Origin of the sequence: Paenibacillus sp. FSL P2-0173 (assembly GCF_038008045.1) — a bacterium.
GTDB classification, from domain to species: domain Bacteria; phylum Bacillota; class Bacilli; order Paenibacillales; family Paenibacillaceae; genus Paenibacillus; species Paenibacillus polymyxa_B.
Window position 1 is genome coordinate 167,189 of record NZ_JBBOYK010000003.1, and the last position, 15,275, is coordinate 182,463.

The 15,275-nt window shown below is 45.6% G+C and carries 30 protein-coding genes; 1 reads left to right on the top strand and 29 read right to left on the bottom strand.

Annotated elements, in window-relative coordinates:
- Positions 1-154: 154 nt before the first annotated feature.
- From MKX30_RS17070 to MKX30_RS17210, 29 genes are all read right to left on the bottom strand, one after another.
- The gene (locus tag MKX30_RS17070) at positions 155-643 is read right to left on the bottom strand and encodes an ArpU family phage packaging/lysis transcriptional regulator (protein ID WP_341063106.1); all 489 of its coding nucleotides are present in this window, start codon (positions 641-643) and stop codon (positions 155-157) included.
- An 89-nt stretch (positions 644-732) separates the two neighbouring features.
- A complete protein-coding gene (locus MKX30_RS17075) occupies positions 733-858 on the bottom strand; it encodes a hypothetical protein (protein ID WP_323873213.1) in 126 nt (41 codons plus the stop codon).
- Positions 855-1,151, bottom strand: a complete 297-nt coding sequence (locus MKX30_RS17080; RefSeq protein WP_341063108.1) for a hypothetical protein — start codon at positions 1,149-1,151, stop codon at positions 855-857. Before MKX30_RS17080 ends, MKX30_RS17075 begins: the two co-directional genes overlap by 4 nt.
- Complete coding sequence (locus MKX30_RS17085) at positions 1,144-1,428, bottom strand: hypothetical protein (RefSeq protein ID WP_341063109.1); 285 nt, start codon at positions 1,426-1,428, stop codon at positions 1,144-1,146. The genes MKX30_RS17080 and MKX30_RS17085 overlap by 8 nt, the downstream gene beginning before the upstream one ends.
- A gap of 5 nt (positions 1,429-1,433) precedes the next feature.
- Entirely contained in the window at positions 1,434-1,727 is a 294-nt protein-coding gene (locus MKX30_RS17090) for a hypothetical protein (protein ID WP_341063112.1), read from the bottom strand.
- Between the two features lie 35 nt (positions 1,728-1,762).
- On the bottom strand, positions 1,763-2,092 hold the full coding sequence (locus tag MKX30_RS17095) for a hypothetical protein (RefSeq protein WP_341063114.1): 330 nt from the start codon (positions 2,090-2,092) through the stop codon (positions 1,763-1,765).
- Between the two features lie 44 nt (positions 2,093-2,136).
- Positions 2,137-2,730 (bottom strand): HNH endonuclease signature motif containing protein, encoded by a 594-nt coding sequence (locus MKX30_RS17100; protein ID WP_341063116.1) that lies wholly within the window; start codon positions 2,728-2,730, stop codon positions 2,137-2,139.
- Between the two features lie 3 nt (positions 2,731-2,733).
- Positions 2,734-2,964, bottom strand: coding sequence for a hypothetical protein (locus MKX30_RS17105; protein WP_341063118.1), 231 nt, complete (start codon positions 2,962-2,964; stop codon positions 2,734-2,736).
- 13 nt (positions 2,965-2,977) lie between these two features.
- Complete coding sequence (locus MKX30_RS17110; RefSeq protein ID WP_341063120.1) at positions 2,978-3,673, bottom strand: DUF5348 domain-containing protein; 696 nt, start codon at positions 3,671-3,673, stop codon at positions 2,978-2,980.
- Positions 3,674-3,781: 108 nt separating this feature from the next.
- Positions 3,782-4,795 carry a sigma-70 family RNA polymerase sigma factor gene (locus tag MKX30_RS17115; RefSeq protein ID WP_341063122.1) on the bottom strand — a complete coding sequence of 338 codons (1,014 nt, stop codon included), beginning with the start codon at positions 4,793-4,795 and terminating at the stop codon, positions 3,782-3,784.
- 30 nt (positions 4,796-4,825) lie between these two features.
- On the bottom strand, positions 4,826-5,773 hold the full coding sequence (locus MKX30_RS17120) for a hypothetical protein (RefSeq protein ID WP_341063123.1): 948 nt from the start codon (positions 5,771-5,773) through the stop codon (positions 4,826-4,828).
- A gap of 2 nt (positions 5,774-5,775) precedes the next feature.
- Positions 5,776-6,300, bottom strand: coding sequence for a crossover junction endodeoxyribonuclease RuvC (locus MKX30_RS17125; RefSeq protein ID WP_341063316.1), 525 nt, complete (start codon positions 6,298-6,300; stop codon positions 5,776-5,778).
- 148 nt (positions 6,301-6,448) lie between these two features.
- Positions 6,449-6,616 (bottom strand): hypothetical protein, encoded by a 168-nt coding sequence (locus MKX30_RS17130; RefSeq protein ID WP_341063125.1) that lies wholly within the window; start codon positions 6,614-6,616, stop codon positions 6,449-6,451.
- Positions 6,617-6,657: 41 nt separating this feature from the next.
- The gene (locus MKX30_RS17135; RefSeq protein ID WP_043921414.1) at positions 6,658-6,852 is read right to left on the bottom strand and encodes a DUF6906 family protein; all 195 of its coding nucleotides are present in this window, start codon (positions 6,850-6,852) and stop codon (positions 6,658-6,660) included.
- A 13-nt stretch (positions 6,853-6,865) separates the two neighbouring features.
- Positions 6,866-8,152, bottom strand: a complete 1,287-nt coding sequence (locus tag MKX30_RS17140; protein WP_341063126.1) for a replicative DNA helicase — start codon at positions 8,150-8,152, stop codon at positions 6,866-6,868.
- Positions 8,118-9,128 (bottom strand): replication protein, encoded by a 1,011-nt coding sequence (locus MKX30_RS17145; RefSeq protein ID WP_341063127.1) that lies wholly within the window; start codon positions 9,126-9,128, stop codon positions 8,118-8,120. The genes MKX30_RS17140 and MKX30_RS17145 overlap by 35 nt, the downstream gene beginning before the upstream one ends.
- A gap of 71 nt (positions 9,129-9,199) precedes the next feature.
- Positions 9,200-9,403, bottom strand: coding sequence for a hypothetical protein (locus MKX30_RS17150; protein WP_341063128.1), 204 nt, complete (start codon positions 9,401-9,403; stop codon positions 9,200-9,202).
- A complete protein-coding gene (recT, locus tag MKX30_RS17155) occupies positions 9,400-10,296 on the bottom strand; it encodes a recombination protein RecT (RefSeq protein ID WP_075153632.1) in 897 nt (298 codons plus the stop codon). The genes MKX30_RS17150 and recT overlap by 4 nt, the downstream gene beginning before the upstream one ends.
- A gap of 10 nt (positions 10,297-10,306) precedes the next feature.
- Complete coding sequence (locus MKX30_RS17160; RefSeq protein WP_341063129.1) at positions 10,307-11,254, bottom strand: YqaJ viral recombinase family nuclease; 948 nt, start codon at positions 11,252-11,254, stop codon at positions 10,307-10,309.
- A gap of 101 nt (positions 11,255-11,355) precedes the next feature.
- Entirely contained in the window at positions 11,356-11,601 is a 246-nt protein-coding gene (locus MKX30_RS17165; protein ID WP_075153631.1) for a hypothetical protein, read from the bottom strand.
- The gene (locus MKX30_RS17170) at positions 11,598-11,843 is read right to left on the bottom strand and encodes a hypothetical protein (protein ID WP_341063130.1); all 246 of its coding nucleotides are present in this window, start codon (positions 11,841-11,843) and stop codon (positions 11,598-11,600) included. The genes MKX30_RS17165 and MKX30_RS17170 overlap by 4 nt, the downstream gene beginning before the upstream one ends.
- Positions 11,840-12,064 (bottom strand): hypothetical protein, encoded by a 225-nt coding sequence (locus MKX30_RS17175; RefSeq protein WP_341063131.1) that lies wholly within the window; start codon positions 12,062-12,064, stop codon positions 11,840-11,842. The genes MKX30_RS17170 and MKX30_RS17175 overlap by 4 nt, the downstream gene beginning before the upstream one ends.
- Before the next feature lie 368 nt (positions 12,065-12,432).
- A complete protein-coding gene (locus MKX30_RS17180; protein WP_341063132.1) occupies positions 12,433-12,591 on the bottom strand; it encodes a hypothetical protein in 159 nt (52 codons plus the stop codon).
- A gap of 87 nt (positions 12,592-12,678) precedes the next feature.
- Positions 12,679-12,930 (bottom strand): hypothetical protein, encoded by a 252-nt coding sequence (locus MKX30_RS17185; RefSeq protein WP_341063133.1) that lies wholly within the window; start codon positions 12,928-12,930, stop codon positions 12,679-12,681.
- Positions 12,927-13,199 carry a hypothetical protein gene (locus tag MKX30_RS17190; protein ID WP_341063134.1) on the bottom strand — a complete coding sequence of 91 codons (273 nt, stop codon included), beginning with the start codon at positions 13,197-13,199 and terminating at the stop codon, positions 12,927-12,929. The genes MKX30_RS17185 and MKX30_RS17190 overlap by 4 nt, the downstream gene beginning before the upstream one ends.
- Positions 13,200-13,208: 9 nt before the next feature.
- Positions 13,209-13,724: a helix-turn-helix transcriptional regulator gene (locus tag MKX30_RS17195; protein ID WP_341063135.1), complete on the bottom strand. Its 516-nt coding sequence runs from the start codon at positions 13,722-13,724 to the stop codon at positions 13,209-13,211.
- 92 nt (positions 13,725-13,816) lie between these two features.
- Complete coding sequence (locus tag MKX30_RS17200) at positions 13,817-14,059, bottom strand: hypothetical protein (RefSeq protein ID WP_341063137.1); 243 nt, start codon at positions 14,057-14,059, stop codon at positions 13,817-13,819.
- Positions 14,060-14,071: 12 nt separating this feature from the next.
- Positions 14,072-14,194, bottom strand: coding sequence for a hypothetical protein (locus MKX30_RS17205; protein ID WP_341063138.1), 123 nt, complete (start codon positions 14,192-14,194; stop codon positions 14,072-14,074).
- Entirely contained in the window at positions 14,195-14,482 is a 288-nt protein-coding gene (locus MKX30_RS17210) for a helix-turn-helix domain-containing protein (protein WP_110455552.1), read from the bottom strand.
- A gap of 178 nt (positions 14,483-14,660) precedes the next feature.
- On the opposite strand from MKX30_RS17210, the gene MKX30_RS17215 reads away from it, so the two are divergent.
- Entirely contained in the window at positions 14,661-15,272 is a 612-nt protein-coding gene (locus MKX30_RS17215) for a helix-turn-helix domain-containing protein (protein WP_341063139.1), read from the top strand.
- The last annotated feature ends 3 nt before the right edge of the window (positions 15,273-15,275 follow it).

The following is a 15,275-nucleotide window of genomic DNA, read 5'->3' on the forward strand; positions in this document are numbered from 1 at the left end:
ATCAAAAAGGCCGGCACATTGGCCGACCTGATCACCGAGGCTCGAAAGCTAAGGTGTGTTCCTTATTTGATTTTCCATGCTATAAATTTACCACAGTAAAAGTCCAATGAGCGGCAGCAAAGCGGAACAAATCCGGCAAAAAAGCGGAACCCTTTTATACCACCGAGCTGGTCTGAACCGAGTTTTTAATAAAAACAGTTAGGTGGAGCATCCCAGCGAGTGTGTCCAAGGCTGCCTGTTTAATCTCTCTTAACCTGCGATCACTCATGTGGAGCTCCCCTGCAATGATATAGTCAAACTCTCCCTCATCGTCCAGGTAACTCCGCTGGATAACCTCACGTTGAATGCTGGAAAGTTTACTCATTGCTAACTCCAGCAGCTCGTCCTTTGCTTTAAACTTTGCTTCCTTGTCCACATTGAATATGGCGATTTCCTCCGTCTGCTTGCTGATCGTATTAGTGGATTGATGCTCTCTATATGAATACGACTGTGTTATTGCAGCCTCACGCCGTACAAAACCAATCTGCCGATACTGCCGAACTATTTCCAGATAATCCTCCACCGCAAGGCGGGTAGCTTTCTCGTCGACCGGCAGAATGTTAAAAGTAAGTTGTAGGTTGTTTTTTCTTCTTTTCCCCATCATGTTCCCCTCACCCGTGGTATAATTTGGTGAGGTAAAAACTAACTATCGACCCCCGCGAGCCCGGCCAAGGAATGCGGGGGTTGTTTGTATTACTCCGGGATGCATGTCCCACAAAACTCCTGCCATTCAGCTTGGCAGTCTTCCAGACTCCATCCGTCTACTAAATCCTCAGGGTAACCATATTCCAACAATAATTGACGATAATCCTTACTCATAGGGTGCTCCTTTCGTAGCTCTTTGGTGCGTACTTGCTGGATGGCGTGTCCTTCAAATCCAAACTCATCAGCTCATGAACCACTCGCGTTTTCGGGATGCCAACCTGTCGGGCAATCTGCGACCGCGAAACGCCTTGATTGTCCAGATCAATGATTGTCTGACACACCTCGTCCGGCAACGGTTGGTAGAACCCTTCGATTAATGTATCAGGCCCTTTCTTCACTTCATTCTTAGGGCTAGGCTGCTTCGCTTCTTTTATGGAACCGCCTGGGCGGTATTGATGTTTAATCATAAATTAACGCCTCCAGAGGTATATTAGCTGGTCTAATTGACAGAGCTGCATATCCTTCAGGTACATAAGGAGCACCACGCAAGATATGAGGTCCGTATATCTGCATTAGCTCCCAAAGCTGAAATTGCACTGGTTCTTGTTTTGAGATTTTGAAGTGCATATCTAAGGGCATTCTTATGTTGATTGGTAAATGGGAGTACAATTTCATATAATGATTTTCAAGTATGTCTATCCCTGTTTTAGTCAAAACAACTTCAACGTAACTGTTAACATTCAATCCATTCACTCTCCTTGGGTAGTAGAATCGATCTGATAGGAATCAGGAAGCTCAACCATTACAGGCGGTCGATCATATACAGCCAGGATCAATCCTCCATTGCGGAAATACTCCAAATAAAAATGAGTGCGTATTATTTGATTTTCGCGTATAAACTCGAACTCTAAATAATCTCCTTTAATGTCAGTTATAATCCCGGTTTCATCTATTTCATCGCCGCCCTCGTCGTTCCCGGTAACACGGGCCAACATCCAACGCAAATTGGGGTTAAACGCCCACGACTGTACTGCTAATTCCATTTATAATCGTCTCCTTTGATATAGGGGATACCCCCTTATACATCAATTCCGTACGCATCCAACCAACTCAATACAGATCGCTGTTGTACGCCCGTCATGCGTTCCAGGTTTGCATGTATCCATGTGAGTTGCTGGGGTGTAGGCTCCTGCCAGATAAAAGCGTGGCAGGAGCCTGGGTCGCCTTCTTTGCCAACGCCTGGCGCAAACCCGAATTTGATGAAATCAGGAACTTTATTGCTGTCGCCATCAAAAGTATTAATATTAAATTTTTCAACCAGTTCGACAGCCAGAACCCGATGCTCACCATATTTGCACTCATAAAAAAATCCGTTTGGAGCTAAGAAGCCTGACAAACCATATTGCATTGCGCCTCTCCCCCCTTATGAAGGGTTGCCCCTCCTTAGGTGTATTAGCGTTTTCTCCGCTTCCGTTCTCCGATCTTTTTGATGATGTCGGCCATGATGACGCCCGTCCTGGTGAACTTAGCATCGTTTTGAATCAGCCCCCTTTTGTTCATAATTGCCAGTTGGCCACGAGTAACCAGGATCAAATTATCTGGATTAAAATTGCGACGGTTCCCGTCACCAAAGATAACAACATGTCCTTTCGGAACAGAGCAGACATGATGCTGCTCCCATACGATTAGATGCTTCCCACGCCACTTGTTCGGATCAGCAATTTTGATATCAACGTAATCGTCGCCATTTACCCTTTCCGATCCAACAGGGACATAATTATGGGGTTTATGCCCCTTCTTGAATTGGGTTTCCACGCCACCTTGACTAAGACCCTTCTTCCCTTTATTGGCCGGGACATGCCCTTTCTCAAATCTGCCCGTCAGCCCGCTGCTAACCTTGTGATTAGCCTTGAAGCGTTTAATTTTCTCCACGGGCAAATCCGTACCAAAGCGAGCATTGAACAAATCCGTCAGTTCTGCGTTGCCTCTGCCGGCAGCATTGTTTTTTATGAAATCCCGCTGTTCGGGGATGTAGCGATGAACCATCCGTCAGCCCTCCAACATCTTTGGAACAGGAGAGTCAGCATTAAGTTTGTCATCAGCCAGCCTGGCCGCTTCCAGAACCAGTGATCCGTTAGCGATGATTTGTGAAGCTACACTCGTCACAGCTTTGGCTCTGATGATTTCCTCGGCCAATTTGTCACCGTTCAATTCTTCGTCACTCAGCCTCTCCAGTTGAGCGAATAAATGATTGTTCAGATCTCCTAAAGTGTTTCGCATGTTCATGCCCCCCTCAGCGTGGAATGTACTTAATCCGAACGCGCAGCCCTTCCAGCGACAAATTACGATCAGTTTCTAGGTAATAGTCCTGACCATTATGACCAATCCGAGACAGCACCCAACGATCACCATCATCATCCGGGGCAAGATATTCAATAGCCTCGCCGGAAGTAAGTTCACGTCCATGCAAGGAGTAGCGTCCGTTCGGCTGCTTTACCAGCACGCCTTCATCGACAACTTCGGCAAACGTCTGAACCAGCAATCGGTTCGCATCATCCAACATGTCACCGATCCGGTAAAACATCCCCCGCAAATACAGGTCTTCTGGATTATTCTGATCGTAATGTGTCGTCCAGCTTTCCTCCGCGTCAGTGATCATGTGAGTAACTTTTTTAATCTGTGGAAGCAGCTTCTCCAGCTCTTCACGAATCTGACTTTTTACAGAGTCATCATAGGGATAAAACGCCAATGAGGAATAATGGCTGTACTCTTCGTCCCATCCGGCATTAAACTCGTATCCAATCGGATGTTCAATACCACCGATGTTCTTCTCAACCCGAACCCTCCAGCCGACCCAGTGATTGGAGCGTCCTAATCCTGCATTTCCCCCACTTTGGTCTTCTATCACCGTTACAACTGCCGCATTAAAAGGAGATTCCACCAGTACGTATTGCTTGCCAACATGAATTTCACTCGCTTTAAGAGTCATATAAAGTCGTCCTTTCGGGATGAAATAAGATCGTATGTTCCGTTTGATAAGAGCAGGTGGCCACCGTACCTGAAAAGGTAGGGCCACGCTGCTAAAAAAGATTGTTGATTAAACTGTCCTCTTCAGCAAATGAACCATATCCCAAAGTAGCTTATTTTCTGCCTCCAGCTTGGATAGCCGGTCATTTAGGAAATGGATCTGATCGTCTTTATTCGAATCATCCTCTTGAACAATAGTGACTGGGTTAGATATACTGTTAGGGCTTGATGTTTTTCCGGGCCTGCTCTCAACCAGGCCCCATTGTTTTTTTCGTTTATAAAGCGCGCTATCCCCCATGCCAAACCTTTCGGCAATGCTGGCATCTGTTAAACCTTTGCTTCTCAGGTTCATGTATTGCTGTTTAGTTACATTGAATTTGTCCTTTTGCACCGCTACACCACCTCCAAAATACCTACTTGCCTTGTCTTGCAATCTATCAATCTCTTCAAGAAGCTTTTCCTGCGAAATCGACAAACGTCTGGAAATCTCGTATATTTTGAACCCACCAATCAACAGTTCAATGACCCTTTTCTCTGTGGAATCTAACCGGGCTACAAACTGTTCAACGGGAAGAACAGTGTCGTCGTCATTAGACGGTATAAAATCAATAAGTTCAGTGTCTTCCTCTATCCCTACAGGCTGGCTTAATGAATGAACCCGGCTGAATTTCGAATACTGCAAAACGTTATGAGCCGTTGACTGGCTAATATGAAGTGCCTCGGCAACTACCGCTGAATCTGCATTTTCTAAACCTCTATCGAAAAGCCGATAGACCAATCGCCCTGGCTTATCAGGAAGACGGATTATGCCCGACTTCTGTACGAATTGAAGCATGTGACCTTTTATATACGGTAAGGCGTAGGCTTCAAATTTGACCTCCCTGTCGCCCGGATCGAATCTATCAAACGCCAACATTAAGCCGATAGTTCCCTCGCTTATGAGGTCCTCCAGATCGATTCCCTTAGCAATACAGAGCGGTTTGTATCTCTGCGCGATCTTCTTTACCTGCCGCAAGCCATCCCTTATAAAGTCTTCTTTTGCCCCAAGATGCAGATTACAGTCACGGATTTTTAATGAGCTCATTGGTGGTCACTCCGTTGAAGAAAGAACGGCTTACGCCGCTCCCCCGTTTTTCATTTGTTTAGCAACCTTTTTCTTATAAGCAGACCATTTTGTAGTGAGCTGGCCGCTGGTCAGGCCGATGCTTGTAGCAATCTGCATCCACGTCTTGCCTTCTTCTCGGCGTTGTTTGAGCAATGTAGGGAAATCCAAAGTGATGTCCTCAAAGGTTGGGCGAGCCTTCAAAATGTAGTTCTCCAGCTCATCCTTATCGACTACCGGTTCAGGATCTGTGTCGGTATCAGGATTTTGATCACCCTCTGACTTGCCACTATCATCGGATTCAGGCTGCTCAGAAGGATCTGTATTGGTTTCATCTTGTTGATCAGCCGGCTGACCTTCTACTGGCTCGTCATCTTTTTTCGGTGGTACTGTATTGACCTGACCTTTACGCCATTCATCCCACTTAGCAGCCATTGGAGCGACCCGCTTCCGGTACTCATCCACCATAACCACAAACACGCCCACACCCATACCAATATCAGCAGCTATTTTCAGATAGGTGTCCCCACCGGCCAAGCGCTCTGTAATTTCCAAAAAGTCATACTGCATGTCGTCAAAGCGCGGTGCCAGGCCGCTAAGTATAAAGTCCTGAATAACTTCAAGGTCAATTTGCTCTGGATCAGCTTTAACCTCCACTTTCTCAGGTGGAAGCCCCAAGTCCATAGAAAGTTGCTCCCCTTCTGGCTTCGCTACAGATACCACGCCGCCATCATCCACGGTGTATTTGGTGATCGGCTTACCTGTTCTGGCGTTCTTTAAAACTTTGTACGTAACAATCTGTGAATCTAACCCGCCGATAACTTTTAGTTCCAGCATGCTTTGAAGCGTATTATATTGGCCGTCCAGTTCAGAAGCTGGGATACTAATGGTAATTTCCGTTTCTTCCGATGATTTGAGATTGATCTTTTTAACCGTACCTTTGAAATTTATATAGCTCATCTTTAAGCAACTCCCTTAATGAAATTTTGATGATAGGCCCAGCAAAGTGCGATAGCGTCTGACGGATCAAAAAGGCGTTCCCTCACGTCTCCGATTTTGTACTTGCCCCGTGGATCATTCCTCTTGTATAAAACAGGAACCGCAATTTCGTCATAGTCGAGGTCAAACAACATCTGCATTTCCATGGCGACTGTCTCTTTATCCGCATTTCCTTTACCAGTCTGAATTTTGAGCTCTGAAGGACGGATGCCCACAATCGGCTTGTCCAAATGCAGAGCAGCCAAGGAAACGGAAGTATACGCCCCGACAAGAGCTAACACACTATTGGCATTTTTAAAGTGAACTGGACGCTCCAGTACAATCATTTCCGGTTCTTCCTGCTCGATCAGTCGGAATGTGTCCTGATAGATGGCATCCAAAACCCCAGGCATTGTAATTGATGAATAGTCCCTTAATCCAAATTCTATCGGCTTACCATTTCGCATTGTGGCCCAACCAGCAAAATTCGTGCCGTGGTCAATCCCCATAATTTTCAAAGCTGCTTCCCCCTCTTTTTACGCTTACGTGACTGCTTGACCAGCAACATACTGTGTTCAAGTACAAATACCTCGCCTATCACCCTGCCGCCTCGGTCTCGTACAGTTTGCTTTAACTGAGTTTGATATATCGGGTCCTTTATCTGGGGCTGCATGACCTGTCACCTCCAGCGATAGGCCAGTCACCAAGAATCAGGCGAAATTCTGCCATCCCCTCAGACAGCTCGCTTCGGTCGATGTTGGGCAGCTCCGCCAGCAGCTCAGCTTCATCAGGGACTCGTCCAGTACGGACAAACCGATGTTTCATGTACTCATAGACGCTCCAGCGCGTCCAACATGACGGCTGCATCAGGCTCGTACCTTGTATGGCTGCAATGCCCCATAGTGCTTATTTAGCAGCCACCGTTTCCCCGAGAATTTGTTTAGCAGCACGACCCCATCTGCCGTTTCTCGTTCAGAGAGCCAGTTGTCCAGCGTCACGCCTGGTCTGGCCTTTAACAATCCAATCTTCTGCTTCTTGGTGAGTCGTTTCCCCTGTTTCATGTCCGTTCCTCCCCTAAGCGATTTGTTGTGTGTCTTTCTCAAATTTGAGCTTCACCACTCCAGTAGGACCATTACGTTGTTTTGCGAGGTTGATTTCCAAGATACCCGGGTCTGGTGTGTCAGGGTTGTAGTATTCGTCCCTGTACAGCAGAAGGATATCGTCAGCAACTGCGCTGATTGCCGCACTGCCTGATAAGTCTGAAACGAATGGCCTTTTATTCTGCCGGCTCTCCACATCCTGCTTAACCTGTGATAAACCGATCAACGCGCAGTCACAGTCTTTTGCCGCCTTCCGTAGCTTCTGACATACCCGATGCAAGCCAGAACCGCTGTTGTCGTTTCGTTCAGCAGGCTCAACCACTTCCTGCAGGTAGTCCACAATGACCAAATCAAGTCCTTCTTGCCGCTTCAATCGGCGCATTTCGGAACAAATGTACTCCGCAGTCACGCCCCGGCTATCATCGATATGAATTTTTCGCAGAAACTCCATCTGCATAGAAATACGCTCGATTTGATCCGGCTTCAGATGCCCTGAACGTATAGCCTGTAGAGGAATACTGCACAGATTAGCTATCATCCGGTTATAAATCTGCGCCTTGGACATTTCTAGGCTAAAGTCCGCCACCTTATGCCCTCGCTGGGTAGCCCGCATCTTAATTTCATTGGCAACGGCTGATTTACCCATGCTAGTTCGAGCTCCAATGACAACCAGGTTAGTACGTTGGAACCCTAGCGTCAGTCGGTCCAATGCTGACCAGCCTGTCATAATGCCAAGCGCTCGGGAAGGGTCTTGCGTTTTAAGTACCAAGTCCTCATACCACTGGATGATGTCGTCAACCGCCGTATCCTTTTGCAATGCTTTAGGACGAATATCCAATGAACGCTGTTCAAATTCATCCAGTAATTCCTCAAACCCGCCTGATGACAAATCCAAAAATTTATCGCGGTATTCACCGACCAAATCCAGCGCTTTACGACGAGCATCGGTTTCGATGAGCTGCCTGATATTCTGCTCCAGCATTGAAACTGCAACGGCAGAGCTGGCCAGTTTAGACAGGTAAGAAACTCCACCCACCTTTTCAAGATGCTTTTCGAATACCGTCACCAACATAGTCATGGACAGTTCCTGTTCAGTCCGGTGTAGTTCTTGTATCATTTTCAGCAGATTGCGATGCCAAGGTTGTGTAAATAAGCTTGGTTCTAGTGTTACGGCGACTTCGTCTACAAGGGAAGGGTCTCGAAAAAAGGAACCTAATATTTCAGCTTCAAGTAACTCCGTATTCAGCAAGTCGTTGCTCATCTGCCTTTCGCATCAAAATCGTAATCGGGTCGTTTTCTTGAATTTCTGCTTCCGCCGGTGAAGCCCGATCCATTCGGCGTTCTACTTCAGGCCCCCCGCGTTTACGGTATCCTTCCAGCGTACCCCGTACATAAGCTAAGCTCTTTTTATTCTGCCGGACTGCTTCGCGCATAGCTTTTAGTAGCCACTCTCCACCGTAATCGTCAAACAAGGCACCAAGGTCCTCGGTTTCAAATTGGGTAACCTTCCCTGCATCCGTAAAGTTGTTTTCGTAAGCACGGTAGATATACCCAAAGGAATAGTCTGAAGGAAGACGACCACCGCCTCCGTTCTCTGTATCTAATTCCTGTACAGTATCTAAAGATGTAGTAGTGTTTTTTTTAATAATTGCTTTAAATATTGTTTTAGAGAGCCGAAATCCCTTGGTATGACAGGAAAAATCACGATTCACAGTTACCTTTTTAGTAACTGGCGAGTTACCTTTTTGGTAACTGAACAGTTGCCTTTTGTGTAACTGAGTTACCTTTTTAGTAACTCGAATCGGTTGCTTTTTTGGTAACTCAGTTACTTTTTTAGTAACTGGTTTGCCGAGATTTGGGGTATGAGTTTCAATGTTAATTTTGATTAAATCGTTCATCATTTTGGGGTCATATCGCTCCACCACATCGACAGTCCACATGTCATAGTGCTTATTGATCTGGAACACATTCATGTGCTCGTCCCAAAACAGCACATGATTTTCAACCAGCTTTTTTAGTTCCTTTTTGATATGTTCCTTACGAACGCCACATAGCTCAAAATGTTTAAGCATAGGAATTTTGGCCGATGGCTTCCCGCATCCCCAGCTCAGCGTGAGGACAAAATCAATAATATCCCGCTGCCGCTGAGTAAACTTCCGCCGGATCAGCTCTCGATGTATTTCATGCGATATGCGTATATGTGCGTCCGTAGGCTGAGGATTTACATTGGAGTCCACCGGCTTCACCACCTAATCTCTTGCGATTTTTATATAAATACCGTTCGCTTCTTCACACTGCCCAGAATCATTTACACACTCTGCCCCCTGTCATCACGTAAGAATATATAGGGATACTTCGCACGAACCACTGTCCAGCTTGGATAGCCCCGCGCGAAGTATTCTCGCACCTCGCGCTTAAAGGCTACAGGATCGGACTCTTTAATCCGCCAAATGTGTTCACCGATCATGCTGCGTAACAGCGGCTTGCCAGTAATCTCATCTATAGAACTCATTCAAATTCCATTTCGTCCTGACCTGATCCATCAGCAGGCTGCTGCGAATCAGTGTTATTTGGCTGAGCTGCATCACCTGTCTGAGGTGTTTCGCCGTCTTTAGGTTCGGCTGGCATATCAAAGACAAAAGGTTCATCGTTTGGAGTGATATCTTTACGCACCGTTTCATCCTGAGTAACCGCAGAAGCAATCTCCACGCTGATGGGTAGCCACTTCCACCCGGAACGTACAACTGTCTTCTTGCACATTTCGGTATAGTCAGTCACCCAAGGCCCTTTACTGGATGCCTTGGAACGCTTCTTATGTTCCTCAATCTCGCTGATCGGCATGTAATGGATAAAATGACCGCCGTCATTAAACTTGGCAACCATATAAGCCCCAATGATCTTCCCTGACTCGGCAGGTTGAGCGTCCTTACGCAAAAACCAAGGAACGTGCTGCAATTTTTCCTCCAGCCCATATGTCAGCTCAATGAAATCATTTTCATAGACTTCGTGGGCGGCAATAGACTTGATGTTTCCAGACCGTCGTGCTAGATCAATCATTCCCTTGTAGCCGATGATGAATGTGGCTTCTGTACCGTATGGGATGATGTAGCAATGACCGATCAGGCCTGGTTCCAGACCAAGCTGTGCCGCTTGCATGACCGCCCCCATGAGAGACGGCATAGAGCATTCCAGTAGCTTCGGATTCGTGCGGATCGTCGTCAGGGCAATACGGCTGAGCCGATCAATGCTCATATGCTTTGGCATAGCCTCCGCAATCTGATACTTCATTTTGTCCATATAAGCGGCAATGGTCTGAGAAGGTGTAGGCGCATCGTTTTTTGCCCCAGCCGCCTTATTTTGAAGCTTTTTTTCAAGGGTTGCTCCGTTACTGCGTTGTCCTGCCATAATAGCCTCCTTACTTCACCAAGAACCGTCGAGAAGACGTGGTGTTTGCGTATTTTTCAAAGATATGTGGCTGCTCCTGCTTCAAGCGCTTAGTGTCCAGGCGCGTTGTTTGACTGGACTTCCAAGTTACCAAAGGTTCCCCGTTATACGTGGCAACCTCATTTTCACCGATAGCTGCCTTCAGCTCGTTCTCCAATCGCTTGACCTGTTCCGCAGCCACTTGTGCGTCTTCTTTAGCAGCAATGAGCTTGTCCACCAGTAATGCCTGATCTTTCTCCAGCGTAATTTCTGTCGCTGGCCGAGAAGCAGGATACAAGCGATTCAGCAGCTCAGTCGAAGCAGCGCTACCGTCTACCATTGGTGGAACCCGTGGAATTACATGCTTGTTCCAAAACTCGTCTTCGATTTGGATAAGGGACTCAATGATACCTTCGTTTCGCTCAACCAGCTTGTACTGAAATTTTTGACCGCCGATCAGAACGGCAAAATACCCGTAATCCACACCAAGCACAGCCATATAATGTTGGAGCTGAATGGCGTATTCGTCAGGAACCTGATCGTCAGTCCATTCGCTCAGCTTATAAGCGCTGGCCGTTTTACATTCCAGGATGCCAAGACCTCGACCACCCTTGTCTAAAATCAGGCGATCAACGTTACCCAACATAAATTTATGCTCAGAGTGCTGATAGAGCTTGTTACTGCGCTGTACACGCAAACCAGTTTGATTCATAAACTCACGGGCGACCAAATCTTCTAACTGGTTGCCCCAGTAAGCTGCTTCGCCTGGTTCGTCTGGTACAATCTGATCCGTTTTCTCAAGAAACACACCAACGGGTGACTTGTATCGGTTCAGCCCAGCGACAGCAGAAGCATCAGAACCGCCGATACCCCGTTTACGAAGTTTCAACCATTCATCCCGCTCGATACCTTTTGTAATAGCAGCTACATTCATAGCCATATGACTATCGCTCCCTCTTGTTAGGAACGGCCACCCATGATAAGATGGCCATATTCACATATTTAGTTTTCAAAAGATCAGTGATAGCCCGTTGCCGCGGGCTATTTTTTTATAATGAAAAAGCTAACTCGTTTCGGTACAACTTCGCTATTCGCTATCTTGAGGCCAGTATCAATGATGCTTTTGAACTGCTCTGTGACTTCTCGTTGTCCCACTGTCTTGATTTTCAGCGCAGTATAAAGCCCCACATTTAACGCGATAGCTTCTAAAAACTCATTAACATCCACAGATTCATCGGTGCTAATTTTTGCAAAAAACTCCACCACTTTTTTATGAGTTGCGTTCATGCCGATTCTCCTTCCATGATTTCATCATGTTCTACGATCTGCCGATACTCGACGATCACTGGTGCATTCTCGATACTGACAATGAGCTCATCATTTTCATCTAAAACATGGAATTCAGAATGGACATTATTTTCATACTCTGCACCGACTTGCTTGATCTCGATAATCTCGCGGTCATTGTGTTCACCGCCAACCGCAAAAACAAAAGCTGGTATCGTGGCAATGGTTATTGATTGAATCACTTGCACAAGGCATCATCCTTCAACTTCAAATTTTCAATTTCCAGATCATGAACGTCGTCACGGATTTTTTCGATGTTCTCAATGAGTGCATTCAATCCAGTCTCAGAAAATTCTTTTAAATTGTTCAGAATATTAGCTGTAGTCGTGAGACTGTCGTCAATTCCATCCCGAAGATCATCAAGATTGGACAGTACATCATTAAGCCTTTCACTAATTTTCAAGGTTCGTGCCTCCTTCCGTATGTATTGCAAGGCGGGCAAGGATTTGCACCTCGCTACGGTTTGCACTTAGTTTTTCGTTGATCGCCAGTCTCAGACCAGACTTCACCGCAAAGCCGCATTGGATTTTATAACCGACTAATGCCGGCAACTTAAACGCCGGGATTTACACCCTACTTCTAGACTCACAGGCGTTGCGTTCCCTTTTCTGCCACCACCTTGGATGCGTCAGCCGCATCTTCCGACGCCGAACGGGAGTAGGTTATGTTACCGTCCGGTGGCCGAAGACAAGGCCGACATGTTATGTTGTAGCGGATTTCCGCGACGCCTCTCGGCGTTTCGGCTGGTATCCCTCCAGCCTCATCAGGCGGTTATTTAATATCAATGGTTATGTTAAGCTGTGTTCTTCCTTCTTCCTTTGCATCCCTCAAAAGACCCGATACAATGGCATATACATCTTTCATGTCATATGCATCGTTTTGGCTGAAGTACCCCTTATGCTCAGTAACTACGTATCTAACTTTTTTCATGAAATGCCCTCCAAGGTTAAAGCCCTTAGGCTGTTAAATTATTCTTCCAAACGAACAATACGCCGCTGCCAATTGTGCCAGCTTGTCCTAAATCGTTGGCAACTGTTCAATCTCGCATAGCACTCGTGCAGAATATTCTATAGGCAGCTCCCGAAGGCTTGCCGCTGCATTGGACCATTGCATATAAACCGCATCGCGTTCAGCCCATATCCGGTCCAATTGCTCCGGTTCGGGCAATCCCGAAGAAAGGGAGGCCGTTAACGCGGCTGTATTTTCGCGTAGCGCTCGGGCGGATGTAGCGTAATTCTGGATGATTTTTTCTGCCATTTGCTGCGTCATACGCGTTCACCCTTGCTTTCTGCCGCAGAAGGAGATAAAATAAGCAGCACAAGAGACTTTAGTCGAGTTCTCAAAGTGAGTGTCCGCCCTAGCCGGCGGGCATTTTTCATTTCTACTTCCGCAAATCGAATCATGCGATTTAAATATTCCTCTGCGTTACCCAGCTTTCCAGGAATCATTACATCCGGATTACTTTGAATTAAGCGCAAGTTATGTTTCGAGTTCTTGCCAGCCTGAACAGCTTCAGCAACCAACAAACTTCTGTTCATATACAAACCTCATTTCATATATTTTTTAGCCTTCAAGTCAGCGCGATGTTCTTTCCATGTCGCAAGCCAACTAAAGGAATATTCCTTACATAGCACCGCCGCAAAGTGGGTAAGGGCCGTAATAGCTTCAACCGTCTCCATTAGCAGACGCTTCATATTTTGGCGTTCGGATTCTGTGAGCTGGTCAGCAGTCTTACTAATAGGAACCTCAGCAGATAATGTAAGAACCTCTCGCATTTCCTCTATCGTTTTAAAAAGCACGCTTGCCCTATGTAGGTCTACATTGTCCAGCCAGGGGGCAAAGGCACCGCCTGTTACTTCCCCAGCTGCCGCGATGTACAATCGGCTGTCATCATAATGTTGAGCCGCCTGTTTCATGACCTCCTTCGATGGCTTACGACTGCCCTTAATGATTTTTCCGATTTGAGATCCGTCAACATTCGTTGCTTTTCCTGCCTTTGCCAAAGTATCACCAGTTCGTTTCAGCACTTCCTCAAGTGCTCCTGAAAAATGTCCAATTGCCATTGTTCAAATGCCTCCTTTGTCCAATTTGATAGGATGATTTTGGACAGAGGGCTGATGTAATATTAAGTTGTAAGTTCTTCCCCCGTATCCCCTCAACCCGCTGGTGCCGGTACAGCCCGGCGGGTTTCTTCTATTCTCCGCATTACCGCTTCGATATCCCGTTTCAGGGACTTAATTTCACGATTGGAGATTAGATGTGTATTTTTGGCTTGGCGTTCAAGACTCAGCGTGTACTCAAACGCTTTGTCAAGCGCCATTCCGCCCGTATTCACACGTGTTACAACAGCAGCGATAAAACAAGCTCGGGATGTGGATCGTATCCAGTAGAAGCGCATAGGCTAAACCTCCTACGATGCTTTAGTTCTTGAGTTTAAAAGCGTTTTGAGTTCTTTAATGTATTTCTTTCGCAAGCTGGCAACGCGTATGTGTGTTTTTTTCCAAGCTTCATCACTCATCTTCTCTGGTTTCATCTAACCCACTTCCTTTGCAGCAATACTATTTAGATGATCTAAAATTTCATGTGGTATTTTTTCGTAGTATGCTGAAGCTTTTAGTTCAATTGGATTAACACCTAGTACAGTAGCCAATGCATCATTGAGCTTATCTGAAGCTGGTGAAGTTTTTCCGTTTTGCAACTTACTGAGATAATGTTTAGTGAGCACATTTCCGGTGATATCGCCAACTAAAGAGCATATTTTATCTAACTTTAAGCCGCTTTTTTTAATGGCATTAGCCAGCAACTCAGAATACTTTTGCATTGTCACATCACCTCCAAACAGAATGTGATTTTTTAAATCAACTTTATGTGATTTATATTATCACATTGATTTTATTTGTCAACAATAAGTGATAAAAAAATATCAAACATGTATATGTTGATACTTTTTTGTCAACTATGAGATAATTGAACCTAATCGCGAAGGAGTTGTTATATAGATGAAATACTCTGATTTATTAAAGGAGTATATTAAAAAATCCAGGCTTACATTAGAGGAGATATGCAGTCGATTAGAAAAAGAAGGATTATCAATGAGTCGTGAACATCTCAGTCGTTTGCAAAACGGAAAAACTCCACCTACCTCAGACGAACTTAACCGTGCTATTGCTAAAGTAACCGGAGGAGATGCTGAAGAATTAATCATGGCAGCTTATATAGAAAAAGCACCTGATTTTGTAAAACAAAAGATTCAGGTGGGAGAGGATATAACCCAATTTTTAAATGCTGCTTTGGGGCATGTTAAAATGCCATTAAATGGGGATGATCCGTCAGAAACATTCGAGTGGAAGGATTTGTTCGCTGTCATTAACATGGAGGAAAAACTGGAGTTGTTGAAAATTGTTTTACTTGATGGAAAGGAGTATAGCAGAGAAAGTGATAATGGAGATCAACAAGACAAAAGAAACTATAACAACGCAAACGAAACTATTCGTTTGTTAGAAGAGGAAGCCCAAAAAATGGGCTTATCTCCTTCAGACCCTGAGTTTATTGAAATGATTAAAGACAGTATGGAGATCATTCGGGTTGCACGCGGAAAGAATAAGAATTAAATC

Coding starts and splice junctions, on each gene's coding strand:
- MKX30_RS17115 (WP_341063122.1), bottom strand. CDS start 4,795: ATGAGCTCATTAAAAATCCGTGACTGTAATCTGCATCTTGGGGCAAAA.
- MKX30_RS17100 (WP_341063116.1), bottom strand. CDS start 2,730: ATGGTTCATCGCTACATCCCCGAACAGCGGGATTTCATAAAAAACAAT.
- MKX30_RS17200 (WP_341063137.1), bottom strand. CDS start 14,059: ATGCGCTTCTACTGGATACGATCCACATCCCGAGCTTGTTTTATCGCT.
- MKX30_RS17105 (WP_341063118.1), bottom strand. CDS start 2,964: ATGCGAAACACTTTAGGAGATCTGAACAATCATTTATTCGCTCAACTG.
- MKX30_RS17165 (WP_075153631.1), bottom strand. CDS start 11,601: ATGAACGCAACTCATAAAAAAGTGGTGGAGTTTTTTGCAAAAATTAGC.
- MKX30_RS17140 (WP_341063126.1), bottom strand. CDS start 8,152: ATGAGCAACGACTTGCTGAATACGGAGTTACTTGAAGCTGAAATATTA.
- MKX30_RS17125 (WP_341063316.1), bottom strand. CDS start 6,300: ATGGGGATTGACCACGGCACGAATTTTGCTGGTTGGGCCACAATGCGA.
- MKX30_RS17135 (WP_043921414.1), bottom strand. CDS start 6,852: ATGAAACAGGGGAAACGACTCACCAAGAAGCAGAAGATTGGATTGTTA.
- MKX30_RS17075 (WP_323873213.1), bottom strand. CDS start 858: ATGAGTAAGGATTATCGTCAATTATTGTTGGAATATGGTTACCCTGAG.
- MKX30_RS17205 (WP_341063138.1), bottom strand. CDS start 14,194: ATGAAACCAGAGAAGATGAGTGATGAAGCTTGGAAAAAAACACACATA.
- MKX30_RS17180 (WP_341063132.1), bottom strand. CDS start 12,591: ATGAAAAAAGTTAGATACGTAGTTACTGAGCATAAGGGGTACTTCAGC.
- MKX30_RS17090 (WP_341063112.1), bottom strand. CDS start 1,727: ATGGAATTAGCAGTACAGTCGTGGGCGTTTAACCCCAATTTGCGTTGG.
- MKX30_RS17190 (WP_341063134.1), bottom strand. CDS start 13,199: ATGAACAGAAGTTTGTTGGTTGCTGAAGCTGTTCAGGCTGGCAAGAAC.
- MKX30_RS17110 (WP_341063120.1), bottom strand. CDS start 3,673: ATGACTCTTAAAGCGAGTGAAATTCATGTTGGCAAGCAATACGTACTG.
- MKX30_RS17120 (WP_341063123.1), bottom strand. CDS start 5,773: ATGAGCTATATAAATTTCAAAGGTACGGTTAAAAAGATCAATCTCAAA.
- MKX30_RS17070 (WP_341063106.1), bottom strand. CDS start 643: ATGATGGGGAAAAGAAGAAAAAACAACCTACAACTTACTTTTAACATT.
- MKX30_RS17185 (WP_341063133.1), bottom strand. CDS start 12,930: ATGACGCAGCAAATGGCAGAAAAAATCATCCAGAATTACGCTACATCC.
- MKX30_RS17195 (WP_341063135.1), bottom strand. CDS start 13,724: ATGGCAATTGGACATTTTTCAGGAGCACTTGAGGAAGTGCTGAAACGA.
- MKX30_RS17080 (WP_341063108.1), bottom strand. CDS start 1,151: ATGATTAAACATCAATACCGCCCAGGCGGTTCCATAAAAGAAGCGAAG.
- MKX30_RS17215 (WP_341063139.1), top strand. CDS start 14,661: ATGAAATACTCTGATTTATTAAAGGAGTATATTAAAAAATCCAGGCTT.
- MKX30_RS17095 (WP_341063114.1), bottom strand. CDS start 2,092: ATGCAATATGGTTTGTCAGGCTTCTTAGCTCCAAACGGATTTTTTTAT.
- recT (WP_075153632.1), bottom strand. CDS start 10,296: ATGGCAGGACAACGCAGTAACGGAGCAACCCTTGAAAAAAAGCTTCAA.
- MKX30_RS17210 (WP_110455552.1), bottom strand. CDS start 14,482: ATGCAAAAGTATTCTGAGTTGCTGGCTAATGCCATTAAAAAAAGCGGC.
- MKX30_RS17130 (WP_341063125.1), bottom strand. CDS start 6,616: ATGAAACATCGGTTTGTCCGTACTGGACGAGTCCCTGATGAAGCTGAG.
- MKX30_RS17160 (WP_341063129.1), bottom strand. CDS start 11,254: ATGGCTATGAATGTAGCTGCTATTACAAAAGGTATCGAGCGGGATGAA.
- MKX30_RS17150 (WP_341063128.1), bottom strand. CDS start 9,403: ATGAGTTCTATAGATGAGATTACTGGCAAGCCGCTGTTACGCAGCATG.